At 61.6% G+C, this 25,689-nt stretch carries 20 protein-coding genes and 1 tRNA gene; 10 read left to right on the top strand and 11 right to left on the bottom strand.

Annotated features, from left to right (window positions below):
* Positions 1–62: 62 nt before the first annotated feature.
* On the bottom strand, positions 63–1,406 hold the full coding sequence (locus tag I6E51_RS10205; RefSeq protein WP_197110256.1) for a zinc-dependent metalloprotease: 1,344 nt from the start codon (positions 1,404–1,406) through the stop codon (positions 63–65).
* A gap of 108 nt (positions 1,407–1,514) precedes the next feature.
* Between I6E51_RS10205 and I6E51_RS10200 the strand changes: the two genes are divergently transcribed.
* The 4 genes from I6E51_RS10200 to I6E51_RS10185 all read left to right on the top strand — a co-directional run bounded on the left by I6E51_RS10200 (position 1,515) and on the right by I6E51_RS10185 (position 6,967).
* Positions 1,515–2,627, top strand: coding sequence for a S16 family serine protease (locus I6E51_RS10200; RefSeq protein WP_197107334.1), 1,113 nt, complete (start codon positions 1,515–1,517; stop codon positions 2,625–2,627).
* 174 nt (positions 2,628–2,801) lie between these two features.
* Positions 2,802–5,681, top strand: a complete 2,880-nt coding sequence (locus I6E51_RS10195) for a UPF0182 family protein (protein WP_197110255.1) — start codon at positions 2,802–2,804, stop codon at positions 5,679–5,681.
* Positions 5,682–5,770: 89 nt separating this feature from the next.
* Positions 5,771–5,847, top strand: a tRNA-Met gene (locus I6E51_RS10190).
* A 169-nt stretch (positions 5,848–6,016) separates the two neighbouring features.
* On the top strand, positions 6,017–6,967 hold the full coding sequence (locus I6E51_RS10185; protein WP_197110254.1) for an SDR family NAD(P)-dependent oxidoreductase: 951 nt from the start codon (positions 6,017–6,019) through the stop codon (positions 6,965–6,967).
* A gap of 10 nt (positions 6,968–6,977) precedes the next feature.
* Here the strand turns inward: I6E51_RS10185 and I6E51_RS10180 are convergent, their stop codons facing one another.
* The 3 genes from I6E51_RS10180 to I6E51_RS10170 form a co-directional block, all read right to left on the bottom strand.
* On the bottom strand, positions 6,978–8,903 hold the full coding sequence (locus I6E51_RS10180; RefSeq protein WP_197110253.1) for a threonine/serine exporter ThrE family protein: 1,926 nt from the start codon (positions 8,901–8,903) through the stop codon (positions 6,978–6,980).
* A 152-nt stretch (positions 8,904–9,055) separates the two neighbouring features.
* A complete protein-coding gene (locus tag I6E51_RS14555; protein WP_197110252.1) occupies positions 9,056–10,651 on the bottom strand; it encodes an LPXTG cell wall anchor domain-containing protein in 1,596 nt (531 codons plus the stop codon).
* Between the two features lie 130 nt (positions 10,652–10,781).
* Positions 10,782–11,393: a TetR/AcrR family transcriptional regulator gene (locus I6E51_RS10170; RefSeq protein WP_197110251.1), complete on the bottom strand. Its 612-nt coding sequence runs from the start codon at positions 11,391–11,393 to the stop codon at positions 10,782–10,784.
* Positions 11,394–11,497: 104 nt separating this feature from the next.
* Here I6E51_RS10170 and I6E51_RS10165 point away from each other — a divergent pair, with 104 nt between their 5' ends.
* Entirely contained in the window at positions 11,498–11,890 is a 393-nt protein-coding gene (locus tag I6E51_RS10165; RefSeq protein ID WP_197110250.1) for a VOC family protein, read from the top strand.
* Here the strand turns inward: I6E51_RS10165 and I6E51_RS10160 are convergent.
* Positions 11,887–12,159, bottom strand: a complete 273-nt coding sequence (locus tag I6E51_RS10160; protein WP_197107327.1) for a hypothetical protein — start codon at positions 12,157–12,159, stop codon at positions 11,887–11,889. The two genes, I6E51_RS10165 and I6E51_RS10160, sit on opposite strands and share 4 nt — an antisense overlap.
* A 112-nt stretch (positions 12,160–12,271) precedes the next feature.
* On the opposite strand from I6E51_RS10160, the gene nadE reads away from it, so the two are divergent.
* From nadE to I6E51_RS10145, 3 genes are read left to right on the top strand one after another with little or no spacing between them, the layout of a single operon-like run.
* A complete protein-coding gene (gene nadE, locus I6E51_RS10155) occupies positions 12,272–13,096 on the top strand; it encodes an ammonia-dependent NAD(+) synthetase (RefSeq protein ID WP_197107326.1) in 825 nt (274 codons plus the stop codon).
* Between the two features lie 39 nt (positions 13,097–13,135).
* Positions 13,136–13,813, top strand: coding sequence for an ATP-binding cassette domain-containing protein (locus I6E51_RS10150; protein ID WP_197107325.1), 678 nt, complete (start codon positions 13,136–13,138; stop codon positions 13,811–13,813).
* Positions 13,813–15,327, top strand: coding sequence for a hypothetical protein (locus I6E51_RS10145; protein WP_197107324.1), 1,515 nt, complete (start codon positions 13,813–13,815; stop codon positions 15,325–15,327). The genes I6E51_RS10150 and I6E51_RS10145 overlap by 1 nt, the downstream gene beginning before the upstream one ends.
* A gap of 44 nt (positions 15,328–15,371) precedes the next feature.
* Here I6E51_RS10145 and I6E51_RS10140 read toward each other — a convergent pair whose 3' ends face one another.
* The 6 genes from I6E51_RS10140 to I6E51_RS10115 form a co-directional block, all read right to left on the bottom strand.
* Positions 15,372–17,600 carry a S9 family peptidase gene (locus tag I6E51_RS10140; RefSeq protein WP_197110249.1) on the bottom strand — a complete coding sequence of 743 codons (2,229 nt, stop codon included), beginning with the start codon at positions 17,598–17,600 and terminating at the stop codon, positions 15,372–15,374.
* A gap of 66 nt (positions 17,601–17,666) precedes the next feature.
* On the bottom strand, positions 17,667–18,410 hold the full coding sequence (locus I6E51_RS10135; RefSeq protein ID WP_197110248.1) for a FadR/GntR family transcriptional regulator: 744 nt from the start codon (positions 18,408–18,410) through the stop codon (positions 17,667–17,669).
* The gene (locus I6E51_RS10130; RefSeq protein ID WP_197107321.1) at positions 18,410–19,198 is read right to left on the bottom strand and encodes a 3-oxoacyl-ACP reductase; all 789 of its coding nucleotides are present in this window, start codon (positions 19,196–19,198) and stop codon (positions 18,410–18,412) included. The genes I6E51_RS10135 and I6E51_RS10130 overlap by 1 nt, the downstream gene beginning before the upstream one ends.
* Positions 19,199–19,231: 33 nt before the next feature.
* Positions 19,232–20,593 carry an aldehyde dehydrogenase gene (locus tag I6E51_RS10125; RefSeq protein WP_197110247.1) on the bottom strand — a complete coding sequence of 454 codons (1,362 nt, stop codon included), beginning with the start codon at positions 20,591–20,593 and terminating at the stop codon, positions 19,232–19,234.
* Complete coding sequence (locus I6E51_RS10120) at positions 20,590–21,333, bottom strand: gamma-glutamyl-gamma-aminobutyrate hydrolase family protein (RefSeq protein WP_197107319.1); 744 nt, start codon at positions 21,331–21,333, stop codon at positions 20,590–20,592. The genes I6E51_RS10125 and I6E51_RS10120 overlap by 4 nt, the downstream gene beginning before the upstream one ends.
* A complete protein-coding gene (locus I6E51_RS10115; RefSeq protein WP_197107318.1) occupies positions 21,320–22,687 on the bottom strand; it encodes a glutamine synthetase family protein in 1,368 nt (455 codons plus the stop codon). The genes I6E51_RS10120 and I6E51_RS10115 overlap by 14 nt, the downstream gene beginning before the upstream one ends.
* 218 nt (positions 22,688–22,905) lie before the next feature.
* On the opposite strand from I6E51_RS10115, the gene I6E51_RS10110 reads away from it, so the two are divergent.
* Both I6E51_RS10110 and I6E51_RS10105 read left to right on the top strand, forming a co-directional pair.
* Positions 22,906–24,450 carry an amino acid permease gene (locus tag I6E51_RS10110; RefSeq protein WP_197110246.1) on the top strand — a complete coding sequence of 515 codons (1,545 nt, stop codon included), beginning with the start codon at positions 22,906–22,908 and terminating at the stop codon, positions 24,448–24,450.
* 350 nt (positions 24,451–24,800) lie between these two features.
* Positions 24,801–25,661 (top strand): sulfurtransferase, encoded by an 861-nt coding sequence (locus I6E51_RS10105; protein ID WP_197110245.1) that lies wholly within the window; start codon positions 24,801–24,803, stop codon positions 25,659–25,661.
* Positions 25,662–25,689: the final 28 nt, after the last annotated feature.

Here is a 25,689-nt window from a genome sequence, read left to right as displayed (position 1 = left end):
GACAAAAACTTGCTGCGCGCGCGCCCGTCGTAGCGGGAGGCCCGCAGTCTGCTTGCTGAGGGCTAGGAGCCTTCGCCCTCGTGAGGGCGATCTCCCGACTCATCGTTGAGAAGGTCATTGATGGCTTGATCAACGTCGTCCAGAGTGCTGCCGCCATCACGCAGTCGCGCAACCAAGGCCGCGGGATCGTCGATATCGGCTGCCGTCGGCATCAAGTCGGGGTGTGACCACAGTGCATCGCGTTGGTCGGCGCCAAGTTCGTCGGTGACGTGTTGCCACATCGCTGCCGCTTCACGCAGGCGGCGCGGGCGCAATTCGAGACCCACGAGAGTGGCAAAAGCAGACTCGGCGGGGCCGCCAGAAGCACGACGGCGTCGTACTGTCTCCGCGATCGCACTGCGCGCAGGAAGTCGCGAGGTAGCGGCCGCCGTCACAACATCCACCCAGCCTTCGACAAGGGCCAGCACGGTCTCGAGGCGCTCTAGGGCCTCGCGCTGTTCTTCGCTCTTCGGTGGAATCAGCGAACCGTTGGTCATTGCGTCGCGAAGCTCTTCAGGGTTGTTGGGGTCGAAGCCGCTGGCCAGCTCAGCAATGGCATCCGAATCAATGTGGATGTCGTGCGCATAGGCCGTGACGGAGGTCATGAACTGCAGACGCAGCCACTTTGCGTGGCGGAAGAGTCGGGCGTGCGCGAGCTCGCGCACCGCCAAGTAGAGGTGAATCTCGCTGTCGGGCAGGTCGAGACCGTTGCCGAACGCGAAGACACTCTGCGGAACAAGCACCGCTTGTTGCTCGTCGAAGAGGGGGATGCCGATGTCGCCGCCCGACACCACTTCGCTCGACAACTGACCAACGACCTGGCCGAGCTGCATGGCGAAGAGGGTGCCGCCGATGTTGCGCATGACTTTGCTGGCACCGCTGAGCATCTCATCCATCTCTTCTGGCGCGTTCTGCTTGAGAACGTCCGTGAGGGAATTGGCGATCGAGTTGGCCACTGGTTCAGCAAGCTGGGTCCAGATGGGCATCGTGATGGTGACCCATTCGCTGCGGCTGAGCAGCTTGGGTTCCACGGTGAGCTCGGAGATGTCGGTGACCTCGTCGAGCCAGAGCGCAGCCACATGGAGGGCCTGCTCGAGTTTGGTGCGTTCGGCAGGCAACGACACCACGGTGCTTTGTGACGCGAGGTTCTTGGCCTGCTCAAGAGCAATGTCCCAGTTAATTCCATCGCCGCTCTTGCCGAGCGCGTTCTGGAGCTGGCTCAGCAGTTGCTGAATCATCGCAGGATCGTTGGGCAACCCTGCCGCACCAGCCAATTTCGCCGGATCGATTTCGCCCTCGCCCGACAGAAAGTCGCGCATCATGTCGCGGAACTCGTCTTCGGAATTGTTCTCAGCATCGTCAGCCATGCTTTAACGCTAGCCGCTCGATGCCGTGCGCGGCTGAGTTTTGACCTAGGCTAGTGACTCTTACCGTGCGCCTGTGGCGAACACCGCTCCCACCCCGTAAGGACCTAGGTGGCCCTGTTTACTGATAATCGACCCGAACCTTCATCGAGCCGCGCCCGAAGTGGCTGGCTGGGATGGCTGGTTCTGAGCGTCGCGCTTGTAGGAACCCTGCTGGCAACCCTCGTACCTTCGCCGTACATCATCGAGCAACCTGGCCCGGTGTACGACACTTTGGGCGACGTGGAAATTGAAGGCGCCCTCGTGCCGCTCATTCAGATTCCGGTCGAGACGACCTACCCCACAGAGGGTGCGCTCGACATGCTGACAGTCAACGTGTTGGGAAACCCCGATTCACCGCTCAGCTGGTTTGAGGTTGGCGCCGCCTACTTCGATCGCAGCAAAGCAATTGTTCCGGTCGAAGCTGTTTATCCCGTTGGCGTAACGGTCGAGGATTCCACCGAAGCCGGTCGCATCCAGATGGAGACCTCGCAGCAGGAAGCAATTGCCGCAGCGCTCTCTGACCTGGGCTACGAATTTGATGCCACGCTGACCGTTGCGGAAACCTCCGCTGGCGGGCCATCAGAAGGCGTGCTCGAAGCAGGCGACATCATCCGCAGCGTGAACGGTGAGACTTTTGCCGACGTTGCTGGACTGCGCGACGAGATCGCAGCAAACGGAACCACAACTCCTGCCGAGGTTGTATTCGAGCGCGAAGACGAAGAATTGACTGTCGAGATCACCCCCACAATGAGCGAGGGCGACGACGCCATCCCGGTCATTGGTGTTGTGGTGGGTAGCGCGTACAACTTCCCGGTCGACGTGAAGATCCAGTTGGAGAACGTTGGCGGACCGAGCGCGGGAATGATGTTTGCGCTCGGAATCATCGACAAGCTCACACCTGGTGCAATCAACGGCGGCACCGAAGTTGCTGGCACAGGAACGATCACTGCAACAGGCGATGTCGGCCCGATCGGTGGCATCCAGCAGAAGATGTATGGCGCCCAGGCTGCCGGTGCCGACTTCTTCCTTGCGCCCGTCGAAAACTGTGACGAGGTCGCAGAAAACACTCCCAAGGGACTCACCGTCTATGCGGTCGACGACCTCAACGATGCGCTTGTCGCGCTTGCCAGCATTCGCGGCGGCTTGAGCGGCGCGGGACTGCCTTCATGCAGCGCCAATTGAGCGCTGCCTGATCCGTCAACTTTGCTACGAACCTTCCTGTGTGCTGCCTCCAGCACACAGCCCTGTGTAGAACATTGCACGGAGCTTGTGTAACGCTGAGAGCGATCACCAGCCCCGCGCCCATGAAAGACCTTTAAGATAGCTCTAAGCCCCCAATTTCAGGAGCAAAGTACTGTGTCGAGCCAAACCCAATCAGCCCCGACGAGCAAGACGAGGTCTGCGTTTACGATTACGGCGATAATTCTCGCTGTCATTGTTATCGCGTTCTTCTTGTTCTCGAACCTCTACGCCGATGTGCTCTGGTTTAGCCAGGCCGGGTATCTGGAGGTTCTCACTACCCAGTGGATCGCTACAGCCGTGATGTTCATCATCGGCTTCGTCGCGATGGCCGTTCCCGTAGGCGTCAGCCTGCTGGTCGCCTTCCGCGCACGCCCCATCTACGCCAAACTCAATGCACAGCTTGAGGGCTACCAGCAGGTTGTCGAACCGCTGCGCAAGCTCGCCATGGTCGGCATCCCGGTTCTGCTCGGCATCTTCGGTGGTGTCTCCTCAGCGAGCGCCTGGCCCGTTGCTTTGCAATGGCTGAACCGCAGCTCGTTCGGTGAGACCGACCCGCAGTTCGGCTTGGACATCTCGTTCTACTTCTACGAGCTCCCGATGTACCACTCCATCGTTGGCTTCGCGTCCGCCGTGTTGATCATCTCGTTCATCGGCGCGCTCGCCACAAGCTACCTTTACGGTGCTCTGAGCGTTCACGGTCGTGAGGTGCGCATTTCGCGTTCCGCTCGAGTGCAGCTTGCGATCACCGCAAGCATTTTCTTCGCACTGCAGGCCGTCAGCATCTGGCTTGACCAGTACACGACGTTGTATTCCACCAGCCAGGGCTTCCTGCAGACCGGTGCAAGCTACACCGAGGCAAACGCCACCATCCCGGGCCGTGCGATTCTCGCCGGCATCGCGGCGATCGTGGCCATCCTCTTCATCGTCACGGCGATCATTGGCCGCTGGCGTCTTCCGATGATCGGTACCGCCTTGCTGCTCATTAGTGGCCTGGTCGTCGGAAACCTCTACCCGTGGATCGTTCAGCGCTTCCAGGTAGACCCCAACGCGCGTACCTACGAGTCTGAATATATTGATCGAAGTATTCAAGCGACGAGGGATGCGTACGGTGTCGCTGAAGTAGACGAAGTTCCTTACAGCGCGACAACGGATGCTGAGCCCGGTGCGCTTCGTGCAGACGCGGCCACGACGGCCAACATCCGAATTCTCGACCCCGCGATCGCCCCAGCAGCATTTGCGCAGCTCGAGCAGTTCAAGCAGTACTACCAGTTCGGTAGCCACCTCGACGTTGACCGCTATGAGATTGATGGCGAAACTCAAGACACCGTGATTGCGGTTCGTGAGCTCAACCAGTCCGGTCTTGGCGAGTCACAGTCGTGGTACAACAACGCAGTCGTCTACACCCACGGTTATGGCGTCGTTGCGGCTTTCGGTAACCAGCGTGCTGCCGACGGTCAGCCGGTGTTCCTCGAGTCGGGCATCCCGAGCACTGGAGATCTCGGCGATTACAACCCTCGCGTGTACTTCGGTGAAAATTCACCCGAGTACTCGATTGTTGGTGCCCCTGAAGGCTCTGACGACATCGAACTCGACTACCCCTCGGGTGGAGAAGACAGCGAACAGAACGCCACGACGACGTTTGAGGGCGACGGCGGGCCTGTGCTCGACAACATCTTCAAGAAGCTTGTCTACGCGGTGAAGTTCCAGTCTGAGCAGATCTTCCTCGCCTCAGACGTAACTGACGAGTCGCAGATTCTCTACGATCGCGAGCCTCTCGAGCGTGTAGCGAAGGTTGCTCCGTACCTCACCCTTGACAGTGACGTGTACCCGGCCATTGTGGACGACCGGATTGTGTGGATCGTCGACGGCTACACCACGGGTGCTAACTACCCGTACTCGCAGGTTGAGCAGCTTTCTAGCGCGATTGCCGACAGCTACACGCCGGCGCCGCAGTTCGCGCTCGACGACATCAACTACATCCGCAACTCGGTCAAGGCGACTGTTGATGCGTATGACGGTTCGGTGAAGCTCTACGCCTGGGATGACGAAGAACCAGTTCTGCAAACGTGGAACAAGATCTTCCCGAACACCCTGTTGCCGCAAAGCGACATGAGCGTTGAGTTGCTCGATCACGTGCGGTACCCCGCCGACCTGTTCAAGGTTCAGCGCGAAATTCTGGGATCCTTCCACGTGACGGATGCTGGCTCGTTCTACTCGAGTGATGACCAGTGGGTTAGCCCGGAGGATCCGGTTTCTGGAACCGGTTCGCTTCAGCCCCCGTACTACCTCACCATGCAGGTTCCGGGAACAGAAGACCCCGCGTTCACTCTCTACTCGACCTTCATTCCTAAGGGAACAGCAGACGCCAGTCGAAGTGTTCTCACCGGTTATTTGACGGCGAACTCGGATGCGGGACCTGATTATGGCAAGCTCACGTTGCTGACGCTGCCGAAGCAGGACACGATTCCTGGTCCCGGACAGGTGCAGAACAGCTTCAATACCGACACGATCGTGGCCAACCAGCTGGCACTTCTCCAGCAGGGCGACACCGAGGTGAAGCTTGGCAACTTGCTGACGCTCCCCGTCGGCGGCGGGCTGCTGTACGTGCAGCCGGTCTACGTTCAGTCGACCAGCGGAACTCAGTACCCACTGCTGCGCAAGGTGCTGGTGTCGTTCGGTGACGAGATTGCCTTCGAAGACACTCTCGACGAAGCACTCGACACACTGTTTGGCGGAGACTCTGGCGCCGAAGCCGGCGACGGTGAAGTTCCGGTAACGCCGGATGTTCCCGTTGACCCGGATGCGCCAGTAGACCCGGATGCACCGGTTGTCACTCCCGGTGACAATGCGGCACTCGACAGTGCACTCGCCGACTACAAGTCAGCGCTTGCCGACCGTAACGCCGCCTATGCAGACAACGACCTCGTCGCTGCTGCAGAAGCTGACCAGAAAATGGTCGACGCAATCGAGCGCGCAATCGCCGCCACCGAATAGCGAATTCTGACTCAGCGGGCCGCAGCACACTGTGAGCCCGCTGAGTTCGGTTTTCGTGCCGTTCACCCTGTGTTACGCTTTATATACGCCGCGGGGTGGAGCAGTTCGGTAGCTCGCTGGGCTCATAACCCAGAGGTCGCAGGTTCAAATCCTGTCCCCGCAACCACGTAAAGAATCCCGGTCTCATTGAGACCGGGATTTTTGCGTTAACGAGCTCAGGCAGCGCATTCGGATGCGGGATCCGCCGCGGGTGTGAGATTCTTGGCTGCACTGTTCTCGCTGGTCGCCGGTTCTGCGACGCTTTTCGACGGTGTGTGACCAGAGAGAGACTCACGATGAATCCCCACGCACGCATGACCGCCCTCGTCACAGGTGCAAGCTCCGGTGTGGGCTGGGAAGCCGCAGCGCAACTCGCCGAGGCAGGCTACGGCCGCATCATCATCACGGCGCGCACGGACGAGAAAGTCGCGGAGGCTGGGGTTTCACTCAGTGCACGAGTTCCCGGCGCTCAGTTTGTGCCCGTGACTCTCGACCTTGACGACTTCAGCTCCGTCTCTCTGGCTGCCGAAACCCTCATCGCCGACGGCACTGCTATCGACGCTCTCATCCTCAACGCGGGCGTCGCCTCCACGACGCAATTGCGCCGAACATCGGCGGGCATCGAACAGATCATGTCAGCCACGCTCGCTGGCCACCACGCTTTTACTATGCACCTGCTCCGGGGCGGGATGCTGAGCGCCCACGCGCGCATCATCATTGCCGGGTCGGAGGCCGCGCGCGGAGATGTTCCCTCGTTCACGGTCGTTGACGTTGCTGACTTGGCTGCGGCATCCTTCGATGGCGATTTGGAACGCGCGATCGAGGCGGTTCTTCGCGCAGAGCCACTGCTGAAATACAGCAACAACAGTCAGTATGCGACGGCCAAAACGTTTGCTGTCTGGTGGGCGAAAGAGCTCGCCACCCAACTTCCCGCAGGCATTACGGTGAACGCGGTGTCGCCAGGCAACACTCCGGATACGAAAGCGTCGCGGGGGATGCCCGCGATCATGCGCAGAGTGCTGCTGCCGCTCATGAAACTCATTCCTGGTGTCTCGCACAGCGTTCCGACGGCGGCTGCTCGCTACCTCAGCGCGATCGAATGCTCGGATGAGGTGACCGGCACCTTCTTCGCATCACCGCCGAAGAAAATGACGGGACCGCTCACCGCCGCAACCCAGAGCCATTTCACGAACCCGGACGGGCAGCGCGCGTTGTGGAACGTGCTGGAAAAGGTGACGGCTCAGTAAGGTTCGGCGGCTATTTGTCGGCCGCGGGTTCAACCGCGGGTTCAGCGTCCTGTTCTCCGTCGTGCTGATGGGTCGGTGCCGACACCGTCACTGGCTCGGTCGCGGGAGCGGGCTCAAGGAAGTCGAAGAGCTGCGGGATGCGTTGGTCCCGTAGCGAGCTCGAAGCGGCAAGGCCGATGAGCACGCCCAAGGCGATTGCGATCATCGTTCCGACGGTCGTAACGAGGCTGCTGAACGCTCCTGTGTTGCCGCCTAAGACCTCTGTGACGCCCACGAGGCCCAGCGCCCCCGGTACGAGCAACCAGAACGCAGGGAGGAAGCTGACGATGGCGGGTGGCCCGCTGCGGTGTCGGGCGACGAGAACCGCGACGGGAGTCATGGCGATGGCACCGATGAGAGCCGAGAGCACGCCGCCGAACAGCACGTCACCGATTACCTGGGCGCCATAGGCAACGTAGAGCACGAGCATGATCCACGGAATGGATGTGGGCCGAGCGCATTGATAGACCGTGATGCCTAGTCCGAACACGGCGACCGCGACCCACGGGGCGATCGGGCCGAGTGGCTCGCTCGACACGTCGAGATTGATCGTAGGAACTCCCACGAGGGCGCCGGCGGACACAATGCCGACGGCGAGCAGAAGTAGCCGCATGGCTCCGGCTGCGGCGCGGGCGGAACCCGACATGATGTGGCCGGTCGCAAGCTCGATCACAGCTGTCGTGAGAAGCCCACCCGGCAACAGGATGACGAGAGGGGCCACGAGCGACGGCAGCACTCCGGAGTCTGCGGAGATGCGGGCTACAAGCAGCACAATCAGTGACGAGCCGAGCGCTGCCCCCACAATGACGAGCGCCGTGTAGGCGGAGGGGAGTCGTTCGCCAAGCAAGAGCAGCGTGCCGACACCTAGGCCAAGAACCGCAGCTAACAGCACTCCCAGCCATGACGATCCCAAAAGAACCGAGATTGCTGCTGACGTGAGGGCATAAGCGAAGACTCGTTGAACAGGAGAAAACGGTGCAGAAAGCTCTCGTACCTTGGCGAGCTGGCGAGTTACCCACGCGCTAGAGCCAGCCCGAACCCGCCCCACTTTGACGACGCGGTCAATCACGTCAACATGGTGAAGTAAATAGGAACGTCGGCCAGCCGAGACGGCGCGGGTCTGGGCAGAGCCGTCGGCATCCAACGACACCAATATCGCCGTCGGAAACACGATGACTTCAGCAGAGGGATACCCGTTTGCGGTGGCCACATCCTGCACCGCAGAACGAACCATGCTGACGGGATAGCCGCTGTCGATCATCGCTTCACCGACATCCGCCAGTGAATCGAGCACCACACCAGCGGAGGTATTTCTGTCGCGCAACGGTGCTGCCGGTGCGGCAGTGTGCTCTGGGAGGGAGCGCCGGCGAAGGGCGAGCCAGAGCACAAAGAGGCTCGCGGCCAGCACAGCGATTGCGATCAGTAGTGACGTGAGCGAAACGGTGGAGGTCGCAACGCTTGGCGGTGTTGCCGGCAGGGGAACAACCTCGACCTCATCGACCGGAGTCTCGACCGGCGTGGGCGTGACGCTGGGGGTCGGGGTTGCGGTCTCGGAGGGGACCGGAGTGGGGGTGGGAATCGAAGTGGAAGGGGCAGTCGGTGTTGGGAGTGGATCGAGCGTAGAAGTCGGGCTCGGAGTGATAGTCGCTGGGGGAGTCTCTGGCGCTCCGGGGTCAAGCGCATCGGGGTCGTCGACAGCGGCCACGGCGGTGCCGCTCGCTGTGGCGTTGATCGAGAAGGCCGGCGAGAACGCTGTTGCGGACGCAGACGCAGGGGCGAACGCAGACGCAGGGGAGGCGGGTGCGGCCGCCGCCGGTGCGGCTAACGCGAGTGCTGCGGCAGAGCAGGCAGCGACGACGAGCACTCGAAGAGTCAGTCGGCGCAGCGCGTGTCTCATGCTCCAGTGTCCTCCGTTGTAGACAAACCGGTGTGTATGAAACGTACGCGGAATCGTCGACAACAGCGAATGTGGATCGCCTAGTACGCCTCATGGTGCTTGTGTTTCCGAGCCGTGGAGGTCGGGCGAGACGGGAGTTGTCTCCGCTGAACTTACTGACGTCGCCGTGCTGGGTTTCGGCGGACGGCGAGCAGCGTCGACCCCGCGATGAGCAGGAAGGCTGCCGCGAGAGTCGTGTGTGTGGCGTCCGAGCCGGTTGCCGGCAGTAAAGCTCCAGCGAAACGGATGGTGGTGGCATCTGATGCGAGTGAAAGCTGATCGGATGCCACCATTGCGACGCTCGAGAAGTCGGCTCCGACATCCGTGACTATCAAGGTTGCTGTGCAGATCGCCGTAGCGCCAGGGAGAAGGTCAGCGGGCATTGCCGAACAGTCGAACGACAGAGTCGGCAAAGTGCTGGTGACGACGATGTTCTCGAGCGTCGTATTGCCGGTGTTGGTTGCCGAAACGGTGAACGCCACGGTATCGCCGGCGGCAGTGTATGTCGTGGTGTTTGCGCTCTGAGCGAGGTCGAGCGCGGGTGCCTGATTGATCGTGGTTGTGGCGGTATCTGCGGCCGAGGTGACCGTCTCATTCCAGACCTTGCCGGATGCGGTAGCTGAGTTGGTGTAGCTGCCCGCGTCAATGTCGTCTTGGGTTACGGCATGCTCGGCGGTGCAGATCATCGTCTCGGTCGCCGCGAGGGCATTCGCGGGGCAGGACAGGTTGTGCGCTCCCGCGTCGGTGACGGCGACGTTGCCGAGTGCGAGCGTTCCTGAGTTGGTGACGAGGAAGCTGTAGTCGATGTCGTCGCCCACGGCGGTCGCGCCCGCGGGCAACGGGGTCGCTGTCTTCGCGATGGTGAGTTCCGCAGTGCCATCAACGACCGAGGGACCGATGAAGCTCATCCCTTCCGCGACGGCGGTTCCTGTCTCGTGTTCGTCTCCGACAATGACCACCATGCGTGCGACCGGAGTCGTGAGGTCAGCGGTGAATCCGATCCAGCGTGTGCTGCGGTTGCCACAGCCGTCAGGGTCAGTGCCGCAGAGGCTTTGGTCGCCGCTGGGAACGACTTCTTCTTCAGAAAGGAGAAGGTCATCGGTGTCGTAGAGGCGCACGAGCGCTGGCACGCCCGACCCGTCGGTGCGCGTCTCAAGGTCACCGAACCAACCGCCGAAGGCGAGTACGCCCGTGGAGAAGGTGAATTCGAAAGCATCACGGGTGTTTGCTTCTTGCGAATTGCCGCCGGATGCCCCGTAGCTGAAGCCAGCGCCGTTTGTGCAGCCGCTATTGCCATCGAGAAGTGACGGCCGGGGTGAGCTGCTCTGAAGCGTGTTGCCGCTGCCCGTGCATTGTGCGATCCCCGAGTTCGGACTGATGCCGACATACGTTGTTGTGGCGCCGGGCGTGTACATGGTGCGTTCAACGGAGACGGTCGTGCCCCCGGCGGTAGTTGCAATTACTCCTGACAGCGGGTCGTTGTGGGTTCCGTTGATGACGAGAGGCACGGGAACGGTTCCGCCACGCGCAGTGATGGCAGCGCCCCAGGCATCGCGAAGGGTGGTGGCGGCAGCACGACCGGCAATGTTGTTTCCGGATGCTTCGGCCGACACGTTCGCATAGGTGGCAGCGGATGCCGGCGTAGCGACGAGCGCAACGAGCGAGGTCGCGAGGGCAGCGACGAGTGCAGTTTTAATCGGGTACTTCACAGTGAATCCTTTAGCGTGAAGTCGCTTCGGGTGCGACGATCACCCCACAACTCTAGCGATCACGAAGCGACCAGACCACCGCCCAATTCGGGTGTCCGCGATTATCTGGCGAGCTAGCAGGCGGGGAGGCCTAGCGCCAGGTGTCGACGAGCGCGTGGATGGAGGCAAACGCAGAATGGACGTGCTCGGCACCAGCTTGGGAGCGGATGGTGACTTGAAGCCCGAAGAACAACAGCGAGAGCATGTCGGCTCGTTGCGCGGTCAGCTCGTCATTCTCGGTCGAACCGGGGAACGCGAGGGCTGCGAGAGCCGTCATCTGCGCGTGAAGAGCACGGCTGTTCTCGACGGAGAAGTCTTCGTAGCCCGGCGTGCTGCCCCGCAATTCGTTCGCACTCATCACCATGAGGCAGCCCCAACTGCCCTCGTCGGTGCCCGCGAACTCTTCGAACTTGTCGAAGAAAGTGTGGATGCCGGCAATGCCGGTCCCGGATTCAGCGCGCAGCTGCGCAAGCATCGCCATGCGCTCGCCGAGGTAGCGCCGAAGCACGGTCGCGAAGAGTTCCTCTTTACTTCCGAAGGTGCGGTACAAGCTGGGTTTATGAACCCCGCTGGCTTCAACAATGTCTGTCATGGAGGTGTTGCCGTAACCCTGCTGCCAGAACAGCGCGGTGAGCTGGTTGAGCACAGCTTCTTCGTCGAACGCTCGAGGGCGGCCAGCGGTTGGTGTTAATGTGGTGCTCATTCATCCACTCTACGTCCATTCGTGGATATTTAGAACCCACCGGTATCAAAACAATCGTGTGCCGTTCAGGACGTGTCGTTGGTGAAAAACGGAGGGAAAGACCGATGACCAGTTCGTTAGACAATGTTGAAGCGATCACGGTGTTTGCGGATGACATTCCGGCATCCCGAGAGTTCTACACCACCGTCTTTGCCGCGCCCATCCTCTTTGAAGACGACGTCTCGGTCGCGCTGCGCGTTGGTGCCATCGTGATCAACGTCTTAGCGCGAACCAAAGCCCCCGCGTTGATAGCGCCCGAGCCGATCGCAGAAGCGGGAGCAGCGGCATCCGTGATGCTGACAGTGAATGTACCCGATGTGGATGCCGCGTGTGCTGCTGTGCGCGAGCATGGCGTAGAGCTCGTCAACGGCCCCATCGATCGGCCATGGGGTCGCCGAACTGCAGTGTTTCTCGACCCGTCTGGGCTGCCGTGGGAGATCGCGCAGGAGCTGGCTTAGCTCGCGCGCGTTCCACCAGAAGTACGCTCGATCTTCAGCATGACGAGTGCGCCGACGATCAATACTGGGCCGACGAGGCGTGCGATCTGAGTGAGAAACTCGACCCCACCGGCAAGGCCGCTCGCGAACTGCGAGGCGAGCGGGAAGCCGATCGATTGCGCGGCCCAATAAAGGTTGGGAATCACGAAGTTGCCCAGAACGAATCCCACGATGAGCAGGCCGAGCCCTGTCCAAAACGCAATCTTGGGGCGAAGTAGTTGGTCGATCATCCGGAGCTCCTGTGTTTCGTGGGCGTAACAGTTTCAGGCTAACCCGCCGAGAGTCTGCGGCGCAGAAAAAATGAACAATCCTAATGACACCGCTCCGGGTTAGATTTAACGCATGACTTCGTTGCAGGCGCGCATCATTTCCGAGTTGAACACCCAAGCCACGATCGACCCTGCTGGACAGATTCGCCGGCGCATTGAGTTTCTCAAGGAATATCTCACGGCTTCGCACGCCAAGGGCCTCGTCTTGGGCATCAGCGGTGGTCAGGATTCGTCGCTTGCCGGGCGAATCTGTCAGCTTGCCGTCACTGAACTGCGAGCGGAGGGTATCGAAGCACAGTTCGTGGCCGTGAGGCTGCCGCACGGGGTGCAGCACGACGAAGACGATGCGCAATTGGCGCTCGACTTTATTGAGGCTGACCGCGAAGTGACCTTCAACATCCAGCGGGCTGTTGACGGCATCGCCGCCGAATTCGCGGATGCGATGGGCGAGCCGATTACAGACTTCAATAAGGGCAACGTGAAGGCACGTGAGCGCATGGTGGCGCAGTACGCGATTGCGGGGCAGCTCGGCTACCTCGTGGTCGGAACAGACCATGCGGCCGAAGCCGTCACAGGCTTCTTCACCAAGTTCGGTGATGGTGGTGCTGATGTGTTGCCGCTCACGGGCCTCACGAAGCGCCAGGGCAAGCAGCTACTCAAGCACCTCAATGCTCCCGAGCGCCTCTATGAAAAGGTGCCGACCGCCGACCTGCTCGACCACACGCCCGGCCAGGCCGACGAAGCCAACTTGGGCGTCACCTACGAGCACATCGACGACTACCTTGAGGGCCTCGATGTGCCCGCCGAGGCCGCCGCCGATATCGAGAAGAAGTTCCTCAACACTCGCCACAAGCGTGCGGTGCCGGTGTCGATGTACGACGAGTGGTGGACTGACTAGCAGGAGCATTTTTCGCACCCTCTAGCTACACTGGATTTCATGGGGAAATCTCAGGACACGGCAGTAGTTGCGGGAGCTGACGGGAGTTTCGGCATCCGAGTCGACTCCCTTGCTGTTCGCATCGATGACGTGCCGCTCTTGGAGTCGGTGTCGTTCGACATCTCGCCAGGCACTGCAGCGGCCATCATCGGCGCCAATGGTGCCGGGAAAACCACGTTGCTGCGAGTGCTCGCTGGCCTGATTGCGCCAACAACGGGAAGCGCGCACGTCGGTGAGCTGCCAGCGGATGAGCGAAGCCCGGCTTTTCGACGAATGGTGGCGGGTCATATCGGCCACACCTCGTTCGCCCGCGATCTCACCCTCGACGAGCAACTGACCATGGTCGGCGTCTCGTGGGGCGCGGAGGTTCCTGTCGCTCGCGAGCGGGCCGCAGTGCTGCTCGATGACTTCGGCCTTACTCGCCTGCGAACGCGCTTCGCCCACGAACTCTCGTCGGGCCAAACCCAGATGTTCTCCTTGGCTCTCGCAATCGCACGGCCCTTCGACGTGCTGCTGCTCGACGAGCCAGAACAGCGACTCGACAAGGAACGCCGAAGCCAGGTCGCCCGCATCCTGAGAGGTCTCGTCGCTGAGGGCACGACACTGCTCTTTGCCTCGCACAACGCGAAACTGATCGACGCTGTGAGCGGCAGCACTGTTGCATTGACACGCTCGTAATGGCATCCGATCCGACGCTTCGGCGTCTGCAGCAACTGCGCCGCGACCGGCAGGCACAGAGTGAGAGCGAACTCACGTACGTGATCTATATGAGCGTGTTGCTTCTGCTCATTGTTGGCGTACCCATTATTCGGATGGCGGTGCTTGGCCTTGCCACTCCCGACGTGATGGCCCTAGTGGCGAGCCCAACCGCGCCGGCGGTGCTCTCCGCGATCACCGGGTTGCTCTTTGCCGGACTTGTCGTGGTCGGACGCGCTCGCGGACCAGCGGTCATGGATCTGTTCCGCAGCAACGTCGTCGCGAGCAATCATCTGCCTCGCCGTCACACACTGCGGCGCCCGTTTCTTATCTCGGCCTCACAACTCGTGGTGGCGCTCACCGCGGTCGCGCTGGTCCTCGCTTCTGCGCTCGCAGTGGCGGGCGCGGCTACAGCGCTCTCCGTCATCGCGTTCGTAGCGGCGACAGTACTGATCGGCATCCTTGCCTCAATTGCGTGGTTGCTCGGCCAGAGCGTGTCGACGCCCACCTCACAACAAGTAGCGGCGGCGCTCGCAGTGGCGTCACTCGGCATGGCAGCGATTCCGGGCGGACTGGCCGCAACGCCGTGGGGCTGGTTTGCACTGCTCTACCCTGGCGCCGCGCTTCCGGCGTGGCCAGCGTTTGTGGCGTTGGTGGTGATGGCGATCATCGCCGCCCTCGCTATTCCGCGACTCTTGGACAGCATCCGCGGTCCTGAATTGAGAGCTCAGGCGCAGCGCTGGAGCAGCGCCGCCACGTTCAGTGCGACAGCCGACCTTGCGGGAGCATTCGCAGAGTTTCGGAGCCTTCCGACCGCGGGTCGTCGTTGGAGAGCAGTGCGGAATGTGCCAATGCCCGTACTGATGTTCGTGCGTGATCTTGTTGGCTCGCTGCGTTCTCCCGAACGACCCATCGTTGCGGCGCTGTCGCTGCTCGTCTCAGGGTTCGTGCTCGCGAGCATGAGTGCTGTGCCCGCGACGGTTGCGTGGGCACCGGCCCTACTCGGCGGAATCATTGCGTTTCTCGCGCTCGGCGTGTGGAGCGATGGCTTTCGCCACGCCGCCGATACCGCTGTCGCAGTGCCGCTTTACGGTTTCGGTGTAGCGAAAGAGTTCGCGCTGCACGCGCTGCTTCCGGTGGCCGGGGTGTTCGTTTTCGTGGGCTCGGGAGCTCTGGCCGCGACTGCTACCGGTGCGTCGCTCCTGAGCGTTGCTCTGGCGGTCGTATTCGCGCTGTTTGTCATCACCGTTCGAATGATGAACGCCACTAAGGGGCAAATGCCGATCGAACTCCTCGCACCTATCCCTACCGCGGCAGGAGACCTTTCTGGCGTGCTGATCGTGCTCTGGCAGGCTGACGCGGTGCTGCTCGTCAGCGTCGCGAGCATCGTGTTGGCGTCAAGTTGGCTCAGCGCACCGCTGCTCTTTGCAATGCTTCCGATTGCCAGCACAATCGTGCTCTGGCTGGCGAGTCGAAACATCGCTGCTGCTCGCTGACGCGGAGCGCTCCCGATCAGCTCGCTGACGAGGAGACTTCCCGATCAGCCCACTGAGTCGCGCGTCACATCCACCATCCACGCGTAGTTGAAGGCACGCTCGCGCCACGCGTCGTAGCGACCGGAGACGCCGCCGTGGCCTGCCGCCATCTCGGTCTTGAGCAGAGCATCCGCTCCCACCTCGCGCAGTCGGGCAACCCATTTGGCCGGCTCGACGTAGAGCACGCGCGTGTCATTGAGCGAGGTCACGGCGAGGATGCGCGGGTAGTGAGTGTCGTGCACATTCTCGATGGGGGAATACGACTTCATGTAGTAGTAAACCTCCTCGTTGTGCAGGGGGTCACCCCACTCGTCCCACTCGATGACGGTCAGCGGCAGCGAGGGGTCAAGGATCGAGGTGAGCGGGTCGACGAAGGGGACGACCGCGAGGATGCCCGAGAACAGTTGCGGGGCCAGGTTCGCGACGGCACCCATGAGCAGACCGCCGGCGCTTCCGCCCTCAGCAACGAGTCGATCGCTCGACGTGACATCGGTGTCGATGAGGTGATGGGCGCACGCGACAAAGTCGGTGAACGTGTTGCGCTTGTGCAGCTTCTTGCCGCCCTCGTACCAGGTGCGGCCCAGTTCGCCACCGCCGCGCACGTGGGCGACCGCGAACACCATGCCGCGGTCGAGCAGGCTCAGGCGGGCAGCGGTAAAGCCCGGGTCAATGCTGATCTCGTACGAGCCGTAGCCGTAAAGCACGGTCGGGGCCGGGGTGCCGGGCACCACGAGGTCGTTGCGGTACACGAGGGAGATCGGCACGCGAGTGCCGTCGGAGGCCGTGGCCCACTCGCGACGCTGGGTGTATAGCGCGGGATCAAAGCGGCCAAGCACCGGTTGCTGTTTGCGCACGACGAGTTCATTGTCATCCACGAGGTAGTCGTAGACGATCGTCGGGGTCACGAAACTGCCATAGCTGAGACGGATGCTCGGCTGATTCCATTCGGGGTTGGAGCTGAGGCCCACGGTGAAGAGTTCGTCGTCGAACTTCAGTTCATGCGGGATGTCTTCGTAGCGTCCGCCATGCTTCGGAACGATCGCAATCGCCACGCGGGTGAGCCCCTCGCGGCGGTACTCGATGGCCACAAAGTCCTTGAAGGCATCCACGCCCTCGAGGCGCACGGCTTCATTGTGGGGGAGGATCACGCGGCGCTCGCCGAGGGGATCCGCCGCCGCAACACTCACGAGCTCGAAGTTGATTGCATCCTTGTTGTGCACAATCAGCAGACGATCTTGCGTGCCAACCACCACGTGCTCGACGTCGTACTCGACGCCGACTTCGCGCGGCCAGACAACCTCGAACTCACCGGTCGGGTCGCTCGTGTCGAGCAGTCGCGTCTCGCTCGTCAGGCGTGAACCGGCCTCGATCGCCAGATATTTGCCGCTGCGCGAACGCCCAACGCCCACCCAGAAACTCTCGTCGGGCTCATGAAACACCTGCACCGCGGATGCCGCAGCAGTGCCCAACTCGTAGCGCCAGACGGTATCGGGGCGCCACGCATCATCAACCGTCGTATAGAAGACGTACTTGCCCGTGGCATCCAAGAGCGCGCCGCCCGCGGTGCCCGGAATCTCGTCCGGAAGGTCATCGGCGGAGCTGAAGCGGATGACGGTCTCGGTGTCGGAGGGACTGCTCGCGGCAGCGCTCGCCGCAGCGGCATCACCGAGCTGGCGCACGCGCAACGTGTACCGCTCGTCGCCTTCGGTGTCGACACCGTAGAGCAACAGGGTTCCGTCGTCGCTGAGCGAGAACGAGCCGAGGCTGAAGAAGTCGTGCCCCTCTGCTTCGACGTTGTTGTCGAGAAGGATCTGCTCACCGGGGAGCGTCGTGGGAACGGCGGCAGCGGCATCCGCGGCAGCACCCTCAGCGTCACCAGCCACAGGCTCGGCGATAGTTGGGGGAGTCCAGTCGTCGTCGCTTGCGATCGGCGCGCGGCAATGGATCGCGTACTGCTTGCCCTCTTCGGTGCGGCTGAAATACCACCACTGCCCACGGCGAACCGGAACGCTCAGATCGGTCTCCTGCGTGCGGGCCTTGATCTCTTCAAAGATCTGCTCCTGCAACACGCTCAGGTGACTCGTGCGCGCAGCGGTGAACGCGTTCTCGGCGTGGAGATGCGCGAGGGTGTCGGGGCTCTCTTTGTCGCGCATCCACTCGTAATTGTCGACGTAGTGGTCGCCATGCTGGATGCGTTCGGTGGGAACCTTCGCGGCTTCAGGTGGGGTGAGCATGCCTTCAGCGTATGCCGGATTTCTGAGTAGCGGGAGTGCCCGCAACGTGAATCGGAGCTTCGGCCGCTACTCGAGGAAGCCGCGCAGCAAGAGCGCCGTGCCCGCGAGGTGTTCGCTCATTGCTTGGGCGGCAGCATCCGGACGTCCGGTCAGAATCGCGATGGCGATTTGTTCGTGCTGGGTGTTGGAGTGCGCGATGTTGGGGCCGAGCGAGGGGATGCTGTCGAGCAACTCGTTGACGCGCATCCGTACATCGGCAATCAACGGAGTGAGGGAAGCAGAACCGGCGAGCTCGCCCACCATGAGGTGAAAGCGCGAATCTAGGCGACGGTATTCTTCGTCGTTCGCTGCGTTCGCGTTGCTCAGGCTCTGCCAGAGAAGTTCTCGCTCAGTGGGGGTGAGGGCGCGACCTGCAGCCGCGCGCGCTCCGCCGACTTCGAGGATCTCCCGCAGGGTGAGCGTGTCTTCGATCACTTCGGGGGTGAGCGGGCGTGCTGGCCCCACCGAGTCGTCTGAGGGTGAGCCCGGAATATGTGTCGGCAGCACGTCGCTGACGAATGTTCCCCCATAGCGGCCGCGTCGCGACACGAGATAGCCAGCGTCACTCAGCGAAGCGATAGCGTCACGCACGGTGTCTCGACTAACCGAGAGCATCGTGGCGAGTTCACGTTCAGCAGGCAAACGTTCGCCGGGAGCGACCAGCCCAAGACGAACTGTCTGAAGGAGGCGCTGAACGGTCTCCTCGAAAGAGTTGCCCCCGCGCACCGGGCGCAGCAGCAACTCCCCGTGGAGACCGGTCGGCTCATCCATTACAGCGGTGTCGTGTAGGCAGAGCTGATGCCACCATCGACGATGAACGTCGACGCGGTGATGAATGACGAGTCATCGCTGGCGAGGAACGCAACGGCGGCAGCGAGTTCGTCGGCTTCAGCGAAACGGCCCATGGGGATGTGGACGAGACGACGAGCGGCACGTTCCGGGTCTTTTGCGAAAAGTTCTTGAAGCAGGGGAGTGCTCGTGGGGCCAGGGCAGAGTGCATTGACTCGAATTCCCTCCCGGGCGAACTGCACGCCCAACTCACGACTCATCGCCAGCACGCCACCTTTGGAAGCGGTGTACGAAATCTGGCTGGTCGCTGATCCCATAATAGCGACGAAGGATGCCGTGTTAATGATCGAGCCCTTGCCCTGCTTGACCATGTGCCGCAGAGCCGCGCGGCAGCACAGGTACACAGACTTGAGATTGACGTCTTGAACCTTTTCCCACGCCGGCAGTTCGGTCGTCACGATCGAGTCATCCTCTGGCGGCGAAATCCCGGCGTTGTTGAAGGCGATGTCGACTGAGCCGTAGGTGCTGGCGGTGGTGTCGAAGAGGGCGTTCACCTGCGCCTCATCCGTCACGTTGACTTTGATGAAGTGGCCGCCAACAAGTTCAGCGGCCGCGAGACCCGTCGTCTCGTCCATGTCGCCGATGACGACGGTGGCGCCCTCGGCGGCGAAGCGGCGCGCGGTGGCCAGGCCGATGCCGCTCGCTCCGCCGGTAATGACGGCCACTTTGCCTGCGAGGCGCTGCGTGAGGTCAAGAGGGGTAATGGTCATGTGATGCTCCTTGGATAAAAGGTGTCGAGAGGGTTAATCAACAGCGATGAAAACGTTCTTGGTTTCCGTGAAATTCAGCGGTGCATCGGGGCCAAGCTCGCGGCCGAGGCCGGACTGCTTGAAGCCACCGAAGGGCGTGGAGTACCGCACCGAGGAGTGCGAGTTCACGGAGAGGTTGCCGGCCTCGACACCTCGGGAAACCCGAATTGCCCGGCTGACATCCCGAGTCCAAATCGAACCCGAAAGCCCATAGTCGGAGTCGTTGGCCAACTGCAGAGCATCGTTCTCGTCGTCGAAGGGAAGCACCGTGACCACGGGCCCGAAGATCTCATCGGTCACGCAGCGATCATTGCGCGATGCTGGCGTCAACACCGTCGGGGCGAACCAGTATCCTGCTCCGTCGGGAGCGCTGCCGCGGAAAGCAACAGGCGCATCGGCCGGCACGTAGGACTGCACAGAAGCGAGGTGCTTTGCTGACACCAACGGCCCCATTTCTGTCGCTTCATCCGTCGGATCTCCCACCTTCACGCCAGCAACGGCGGGTTCAAGAAGTTCCATGAAGCGGTCGTAGGCGCTGCGCTCCACCAGAATGCGGCTGCGGGCACAGCAGTCCTGGCCTGCGTTCTCAAAGACGCCGTAGGGTGCCGACGCCGCAGCTTTCTCTAGATCGGCATCCGCGAACACGATGTTGGCGCTCTTGCCGCCCAGTTCGAGCGTGACGCGCTTCACTTGATCCGCGCAGCCGGCCATGATCTTTTTGCCGACGGCAGTCGAGCCCGTGAACACCACTTTGCGTACGGTGGGGTTCGTCACGAAGCGCTCGCCGACTACCGAACCCTTGCCGGGAAGAACCTGAAATAGCCCTTCGGGGAGGCCCGCTTCGAGAGCAAGTTCACCGAGACGGATGCTCGTGAGCGGCGTCCACTCGGCAGGCTTCAGCACGACGGCGTTACCGGCGGCGAGTGCCGGAGCGAATCCCCATGCCGCAATCGTCATCGGGAAGTTCCACGGGGTGATGACGCCCACAACGCCGAGCGGCTCGTGGAAGGTGACGTTGAGTCCGCCAGCCACGGGAATCTGCTGGCCAAACATCCGCTCGGGAGCTGCAGCGTAGTAGTTGAGAACGTCACGCACGTGACCGGCTTCCCAGCGAGCCTGCGAGATCGGATGCCCGGAGTTGCTAACCTCCAGCGCTGCAAGGTTCTCGACGTCGCCGTCGACAGTTTGCGCGAAGCGACGCAGCATGAGCGCCTTGTCGGCGGGGGAGACGCGAGCCCATGCTTTCTGGGCAACTGCGGCGCGGGCGATTGCGGCATCCGTCGCTTCGATGTCGAGGAGATCGACCGAGCCAATCTCGGCCTCGGTTGCGGGATTGATGACGGTATAGGTGCTCACGCGAGAGCCTTTCGGTTGATTCGGGCTGCGTCGACCAAGCCCTCGAATAGTCGGATGTCTTCTGGCGCTGCCTCGGGATGCCACTGCACTGCAACCGCAAAAGTCGCGGTAGGCAGTTCGACAGCTTCGATCACGCCGTCGCTCGTGCGGGCCGTGACGACGAGCCCCTCGGCCAGTTGATCGATCGCTTGGTGGTGATAGAGGGGAACGACGAGTGGCTCGGTTTGTCCGCCGAGCACCTTATCGATTCGGGTGTTGGGCTCGATCTCTACGGGGGTGTGGCTGAAGTTGCCACCGCCGAGTTGGTAGTCACTGTGGCCGACCACTTCAGGGAGGTGTTGGTGCAGGGTGCCTCCCAACGCGACGTTGAGAATTTGAGCCCCGCGACAGATGCCGAGAAAAGGGAGGTCGGCATCGAGGGCCTGACGCATCAGTTCGTCTTCCCACGCATCACGATCGAGTCGAGGATCATCGGTGGTGGGATGCGGCTCGTGGCCGTAGCGCGCCGGATTGATGTCTTTGCCACCGGTGATGATGAGGCCGTCGAGACCGTGTAGCACCCGGCGAGCAATCTCGGGGCTGACCGGTTGTGGCGGCAGCAGCACGACGATGCCACCGGCGCGAGTGACCGCTTCAAAGTAGGCCTTCGGCAAGAAAGATGCGGGAACATCCCACACACCAGTCTGCGACTGTTCGAGGTAGGTGGTCAGGCCGATAATGGGCCGATCAGAGTCGTTCAAAGCCGCGCACCTTTTCCCAATCGGTTACTGCAGAATCAAAGGCAGCCAGTTCAATCGCGGCGTAGTTGAGGTAATGGTCAACTACTTCATCGCCGAAAGCGTCACGGGCAAAGGTGGATGACGCGAACAGATCGGCCGCTTCACGCAGCGTTGCCGGAACCCGCGGAACATCGCTCGTGTAGGCGTTGCCCTCAAAGGCATCGTCGAGTTCAAGCTCGTTGTCGATTCCGTAGAGCCCGGCCGCGATGAGGGCGCTGACGGCAAGGTACTGATTCACGTCTCCGCCGGGCACGCGGTTTTCGACGCGCATTCCGTGGCCTTGGCCAACGACGCGCAGCGCACACGTGCGGTTATCGAGACCCCAGGCGAGTGCGGTGGGAGCAAAGCTTCCCGGAACGTAGCGCTTGTACGAGTTGATGTTGGGGGCGGAGAAGAGCGTGAGTTCGCGCATCACCGCGAGCTGGCCCGCAATAAAGTGACGGAACATTTTTGACATGCCGTGTTCGGCATCCTTGTCGGCAAAGACGGCGGTGCCGTCGGTTCCTCGCAGACTGATGTGGATGTGGCAGCTATTGCCTTCCTTCTCGTTGTACTTCGCCATGAAGGTGAGGCTCTTGCCGTGCGCATCGGCGATTTCTTTCGCGCCGTTCTTGTAGATCGAGTGGTTGTCGCACGTGTCGAGGGCTGAGGCGTAGCGGAAGCCGATCTCTTGCTGGCCAGGGTTGCACTCGCCTTTGACGCCCTCGCAATACATGCCGGCGCCATCCATACCGTTGCGGATGTCGCGCAGCAGCGGTTCCATTCGTGTGGACGCCAGCACGTTGTAGTCGATGTTGTAGTCGGTGGCGGCAGTCAGCTCGCGATATCCCTTCTTCCAGGCGTCGCGGTAACTGTCGTCGAAGACAATGAATTCGAGCTCAGTGGCGACGAACGTGTCGAGGCCACGTTCTGCGAGGCGGGCGAGTTGGGCTTTGAGAATCTGACGGGGAGAGGGCGCTACGGGCGTTTCGTCATGCCAGCGCAGGTCGGCGGTGACCAAGGCGGTTGCCGTGAGCCAGGGCGCGCGACGGAGGGTGCCGATGTCGGGCACCATGACCATGTCGCCATAACCGCGCGACCAGCTCGACATGGCGTAGCCCTCGACAGTGTTCATGTCGACGTCAACGGCCAAGAGATAGTTGCAGCATTCGGCACCGTGATCCGCGGCATCCTCAAGAAAGAGTCTCGCCGAGAGGCGCTTGCCCACCAGTCGTCCCTGCATGTCGGTGAAAGCTACGAGAACCGTGTCGACTGCGCCACTGGCAACATCGTCTTTGAGTTCTGCGAGCGTGAGGTTACCGGAGCTGGGGGACATTAACTTCTCCTCATTAAGCAAGTCAAATGGTGCGCTTTCCGACCATTAGAACACATTGATGACTGCGTTGCTCATAAATCTCCCCCAACATCGCGGGAAATTTCTGTGGATTATGGGTAGTCAACAACCATTGATAACCGTATAGTCATCGCAAGGATTCTCCCAGCATTGTGTGATCGACCCGTCGGTGCACGCAACCAGACTGCAAAGGAAACAGGATGTCCAAAGACACACTGAACGTCTCCGGGGTGAAATACACGACGGCTGCGGCCGGGTATTTCGAGAAACGCACACTCAAACGCACGGCGGGAATCTGGGGGCTGTGGGGGCTCGCGGTTGCAGCCGTCATCTCGGGCGACTTCTCCGGCTGGAACTTCGGAATCGGGTTCGCTGGCTTCGGCGGAATGCTGATCGCCTTCGCCCTGCTCATCTTTATGTATTACGGGATGATCTTCAGCATCGGTGAAATGGCATCCGCCATGCCACACACCGGCGGAGCTTACTCCTTCGCTCGTGCCGCGATGGGCCCGTGGGGCGGCTTCGTCACGGGGCTCGCTGAGACGATTGAATACGTTGCTACTACGGCGGTCATCGTTTACTTCTCAGCGGGATATGCCGACTTCATTACGAGCGAGCTCTTGGGCTTCTCGCTGCCGGCGCCGGTGTGGTGGCTGATTCTGTACATCGTGTTCATCGGGCTGAACTCGGCCGGCGCAGCGATTTCATTCAAATTTGCGATCATCGTGGCGATTGTTTCGATCACCATCCTGCTCGTCTTCTCCGTCATGGCAGCATTCTCCGGTCTTTTCAGCTGGGACAACTTGTTCAACATCGCCGCCGACCCGGGGCAATCATCCTTCCTGCCTCATGGCATAGTGCCGATTCTCTTCGCGCTTCCCTATGCCATGTGGTTCTTCTTGGGAATCGAAGAGTTGCCGCTCGCTGCGGAAGAGGCTCACAACCCTGTGCGTGACATCCCGAAGGCCGGGTTGATCGCTCGCACGACGCTGATCATCACGGGTCTTCTGGTGCTCTTCCTCAACACGGGAATCGTTGGTGCTTCTGAGATTTCTACGTCGGGAGAACCCCTACTCGATGGATTCCGTGCGATCGTCGGAGACCAAGCAGCGGCGGCCCTCGCGTTGTTTGCGCTCATCGGGCTCTTCGCATCGTTGCAGGGAATCATGTTTGCTTACGGACGCAACATGTATTCACTGTCACGCGCCGGTTATTACCCGAAATTCTTGTCGCTCACCGGCAAGCGTCAGACTCCCGCTGTTGCGCTCTTAGTGGGCGCAATTATCGGCTACGTCGCTCTGGTTCTCGTTGACAGCCTCGGCGGCGCAGATGGTGTCGCGGGTGCAATCGTCTTGAACATCGCGGTGTGGGGCGCTGTTATTGCTTACGTGCTGCAGATGGTGTCGTTCCTGATTTTGCGCAAGAAATACCCGAACGCAAACCGCCCCTACCGCAGCCCCTGGGGTGTTCCCGGAGCTATTATCGGCGGCGTTCTTTCGTTGGCGATCTTCTTCGGCTTCTTCATCAACGAGCCCGCTCGTCCGGCGATCGGCGCCATCGCTGTGGTCTACATCGTGATGCTTGCGATCTTCGGGCTCTACGGTCGCAAGCGCCTCGTGCTCTCGCCTGAAGAGGAATACGCGATCTCTGGCGGGCTCCACGGAGATCCTCAAAAGGAGGGGTATGGCGGCGCCGTCGAGGAGGAGCTTCTCGCTGCTGACGGTCGGGACGAACCTCGGAGCTAATTGAGTTGTACAGCCCCGTCGGCATCTTTAGGGATGTCGGCGGGGCACCCCCACGACGTGGTGCAGTGCGCACAGCGGAACCAATTGCTGTCAGAGCGTTCGTGGGCACCATAGTTTTCGCACAGGGGGCATTCGGCCATGGTCTTCGACATCGTTGAATCTGGCTCCCTGTTCGCAAGATCTCGCGGTACTTCGAGTTACCGCGACGCTACACACCATTATTGAGATAATTTCGGAATTAAGCATCCCCCTCATCTGGGCGCGTGGAGATGAGCGCCAGTGTTGTGGCCAGTCACGGCATCGCCGCGGCAAATGTCATCATGGAACTATCCCCACGATCGGAGCCCCGGATGCCACACCCCCTCGTCACCGCGAACGAACTTGCCGCACTGCTCGACGATGCGGCCTCCGGGGGAGCGCCGGTACGGGTTCTCGATGTGCGCTGGAGCTTGGGTGGGCCCGCTGGGCTACCTCTCTATAGGGAAGGGCACATCCCTGGTGCGGTGTACGTCGACCTCGACACCGAGCTCGCCCGCCATGGGGAACCGCAGGAGGGGCGGCATCCGTTGCCTGCTGCCGCAGATTTTCAGGCTGCCGCGCGCGGCTGGGGTCTCAACGATGGCGACACAGTTGTTGTCTATGACGACTGGAACAGTCTTGCTGCGGGCCGCGCGTGGTGGTTGCTGCGTTACATGGGCGCTTCCGACGTGCGGGTACTCGATGGCGCGCTGTCCGCGTGGACGACGGCCGGGCATCCACTCGCTGTCGGCGCTGACGATATGACGAGTGTCGTGCCGGGCGCGATCACGCTGAGCGCTGGTCACGAGCCCGTGTTGAGTGCCGACGACGCTGCGTCGCTTCCGGCGAATGGCGTGCTGCTCGATGCTCGCGCCGGCGAACGCTACCGGGGCGAGACCGAGCCGATCGATCCTCGTGCCGGCCACATCCCCGGGGCGATCAGCGCTCCGACATCAGCAAACTTGGATGACGCTGGTCACTTCCTCGACCCCGACACATTGCGCGAACGCTACGAAGCCCTCGGCGTCAGTGTCGATCGTGCGGTGGGGGTGTATTGCGGTTCCGGGGTGACGGCGGCGCACGATGCTCTGGCGCTGACGGTTGCGGGCTTCCGCCCGGCCCTCTTTCCCGGATCGTGGTCCGCTTGGGCCAATCAGCCAGAGCGACCCGTCGCGACTGGGGCTACGCCCTAACGGCGCGACGATCTAACGGCGTTTCACC

Origin of the sequence: Salinibacterium sp. NSLL17 (genome assembly GCF_015864935.1) — a bacterium.
Classification (GTDB): Bacteria; Actinomycetota; Actinomycetes; order Actinomycetales; family Microbacteriaceae; genus Rhodoglobus.
The sequence above is the reverse complement of the archived record's forward strand: the minus strand, read 5'-3'. Positions and strand labels throughout refer to the sequence as shown.

Excerpts from the sequence above, each read along its gene's own strand:
- I6E51_RS10205 (WP_197110256.1), bottom strand. The coding sequence starts at position 1,406 with ATGGCTGACGATGCTGAGAACAATTCCGAAGACGAGTTCCGCGACATG.
- I6E51_RS10185 (WP_197110254.1), top strand. The coding sequence starts at position 6,017 with ATGAATCCCCACGCACGCATGACCGCCCTCGTCACAGGTGCAAGCTCC.
- I6E51_RS10180 (WP_197110253.1), bottom strand. The coding sequence starts at position 8,903 with ATGAGACACGCGCTGCGCCGACTGACTCTTCGAGTGCTCGTCGTCGCT.
- I6E51_RS10170 (WP_197110251.1), bottom strand. The coding sequence starts at position 11,393 with ATGAGCACCACATTAACACCAACCGCTGGCCGCCCTCGAGCGTTCGAC.
- I6E51_RS10165 (WP_197110250.1), top strand. The coding sequence starts at position 11,498 with ATGACCAGTTCGTTAGACAATGTTGAAGCGATCACGGTGTTTGCGGAT.
- I6E51_RS10160 (WP_197107327.1), bottom strand. The coding sequence starts at position 12,159 with ATGATCGACCAACTACTTCGCCCCAAGATTGCGTTTTGGACAGGGCTC.
- nadE (WP_197107326.1), top strand. The coding sequence starts at position 12,272 with ATGACTTCGTTGCAGGCGCGCATCATTTCCGAGTTGAACACCCAAGCC.
- I6E51_RS10150 (WP_197107325.1), top strand. The coding sequence starts at position 13,136 with ATGGGGAAATCTCAGGACACGGCAGTAGTTGCGGGAGCTGACGGGAGT.
- I6E51_RS10145 (WP_197107324.1), top strand. The coding sequence starts at position 13,813 with ATGGCATCCGATCCGACGCTTCGGCGTCTGCAGCAACTGCGCCGCGAC.
- I6E51_RS10140 (WP_197110249.1), bottom strand. The coding sequence starts at position 17,600 with ATGCTCACCCCACCTGAAGCCGCGAAGGTTCCCACCGAACGCATCCAG.
- I6E51_RS10135 (WP_197110248.1), bottom strand. The coding sequence starts at position 18,410 with ATGGATGAGCCGACCGGTCTCCACGGGGAGTTGCTGCTGCGCCCGGTG.
- I6E51_RS10130 (WP_197107321.1), bottom strand. The coding sequence starts at position 19,198 with ATGACCATTACCCCTCTTGACCTCACGCAGCGCCTCGCAGGCAAAGTG.
- I6E51_RS10115 (WP_197107318.1), bottom strand. The coding sequence starts at position 22,687 with ATGTCCCCCAGCTCCGGTAACCTCACGCTCGCAGAACTCAAAGACGAT.
- I6E51_RS10110 (WP_197110246.1), top strand. The coding sequence starts at position 22,906 with ATGTCCAAAGACACACTGAACGTCTCCGGGGTGAAATACACGACGGCT.
- I6E51_RS10105 (WP_197110245.1), top strand. The coding sequence starts at position 24,801 with ATGCCACACCCCCTCGTCACCGCGAACGAACTTGCCGCACTGCTCGAC.